Genomic DNA, 2,282 nt, shown 5'->3' with positions numbered 1-2,282 from the left:
TTATGCTTGTCGGGGCTGATCAAGCCGCTTGCGCTTTTCGGGTAAGGGAGGAATGGAATCGTGACTAAAAGAGATCTCCTTTTAGAAATAGGATTAGAAGAAATGCCAGCAAGATTTGTTACAAATTCAATGAATCAGCTTTCAGATAAAATCCAAGCTTGGTTATTAGAAAAAAAGATAAACTTTGACCATATTGATGCTTTTTCTTCACCGCGTAGGTTAGCGGTTCTCGTATCAGGTGTAGATGAATCTCAAGAGGATGTTCACGAGGAAGCAAAGGGTCCAGCAAGAAAGATTGCGATTGGTGAAAATGATGAATGGTCAAAGGCAGCTATTGGCTTTTGCCGTGGACAAGGGGCTAGTGTAGACGATATTTTCTTTAAAGAAATAAATGGTGTTGAATATGTCCATGTGAAAAAATTTATTCAAGGCCAAGAAACTATAACTTTGCTGGCGGAATTGCAGCAAATTATAACAGCTATGACATTCCCGAAAAACATGAAATGGGCTAATAATGATCTTCGGTACGTCCGTCCCATTAAATGGCTGCTTGCGTTATTCGGTAATGAAGTGATCCCATTTTCAATCACAGCGGTAGAGACATCCAATTGGACACTTGGTCATCGTTTCCTTGGAGACAAAATTGACATACATGAGCCAAAAGATTATGAAAAGGCTATGCTTAGTCAATATGTGATTGTTGATCCTGCTGAAAGAAAAAGCGCAATTACTGCACAAATAGAAACAATCGCCGAGGAAAATAATTGGGTCATTCCAATTGATGAAAATCTGCTAGAAGAGGTTACGAACCTTGTTGAGTACCCTACAGCTCTTTTTGGACGCTTTGAAGAAGAGTTTTTAGAAATTCCTGAAGAGGTTTTAATAACTTCTATGAAAGAGCACCAGCGTTACTTTCCTGTCAAATCAAAGGCAGGAAAGCTGCTTCCCTTCTTTGTGACCGTTCGAAATGGAGGGCATGAACATTTAGAAAAAGTAGCTAAGGGGAATGAAAAGGTACTTAGAGCAAGATTATCTGATGCAGCCTTTTTCTATAAAGAAGACCAAAAAACTGAAATTGAAGATTCAATAAGTAAGCTAAAAGCTATTGTCTATCATGAAGAAATCGGTACACTTGCTGAAAAGGTAAATCGTGTTCGAAAACTAACAAATGAGATAGCTGATAAGCTAGATTTTAGCACAGAAGATAAAATAGCTGCCGACAGAGCTAGTGAAATTTGCAAATTTGACCTTGTAACAAATATGGTTTACGAATTTCCAGAATTACAAGGTTTTATGGGTGAAAAGTATGCTTTGCAAAAGGGAGAAAAACCTGCAGTTGCTAAAGCCATAAATGAACATTATATGCCAAGGAATGCTGATGACAGTACCCCAGGAAGCCATGCAGGTGCTGCACTGTCAATAGCAGAAAAAATGGATACAATTGCCGCTTGCTTTGCTATTGGCATTATCCCAAGCGGTTCACAGGATCCATATGCACTAAGACGCCAAGCTACAGGTATTGTTCAGACTCTAATAAATAAAGAGTGGGATTTGTCTTTAGAAAGTCTAATTGATTCTGCGTTAGCCTTAGTTGAAGAGGCTGGAATTGCTAAGAAATCTAAATCAGAACTTGCCGGAGAATTAATTGCATTCTTTAAACTAAGAATTAAGCATATCCTTCAAGAAAAGCATGTGCGGTATGATTTAATTGAAGCAGTTCTAGGCAATGAAATTGGTGCACTCCCATCCCTAGTAAGAAGAGCTGAAGTATTAGAAACTAGAAAAGAGGATAATGGCTTTAAGGAAAGCATGGAGGCTTTAAGCCGAGTTTTAAATATTTCATCTAAAGCTGAAAATCCTAGTGAAGTCAAACCTGATTTATTTGAAAATGAATTTGAAAAAAATCTGTACAATAAATATATGCTTGTCAAAGAAAAGTTTACTGCTCATACTTCAGAAAGTGACAAATTTGGTTTGCTCATATCTATAAAGCCTGAAATCGATCAATATTTTGATAACACGATGGTCATGGCAGATCATATAGAACTTCGGCAAAACAGGCTAAATCAAATGGTTTTACTGGCTGAATTGATTAAAAAGTTTGCAAATGTAAACGAAATTATTGTTAAATAACGTGGGTTTTCCATTTGGAGCCTGTTTCCAAAAGACAGGCTCCTTCCAATAAACTCCTGCCTTAATACTCATTTCTTTTCATTTATTCTAAATAGTATATAATAATTTTATAAAAGTATAACATTTTTGGTATTTGTCTAGCTCCAGCG

At 36.9% G+C, this 2,282-nt stretch carries 1 protein-coding gene; it reads left to right on the top strand.

The annotated features are described in order from the left end of the window. Nucleotides 1-60: 60 nt before the first annotated feature. The gene (glyS, locus tag V7164_RS15750) at nucleotides 61-2,133 is read left to right on the top strand and encodes a glycine--tRNA ligase subunit beta (protein ID WP_335354545.1); all 2,073 of its coding nucleotides are present in this window, start codon (nucleotides 61-63) and stop codon (nucleotides 2,131-2,133) included. Nucleotides 2,134-2,282: the final 149 nt, after the last annotated feature.

Source organism: Bacillus sp. JJ1474 (genome assembly GCF_036965225.1).
GTDB lineage: Bacteria > Bacillota > Bacilli > Bacillales > Cytobacillaceae > Cytobacillus.
The sequence above is the reverse complement of the archived record's forward strand: the minus strand, read 5'-3'. Positions and strand labels throughout refer to the sequence as shown.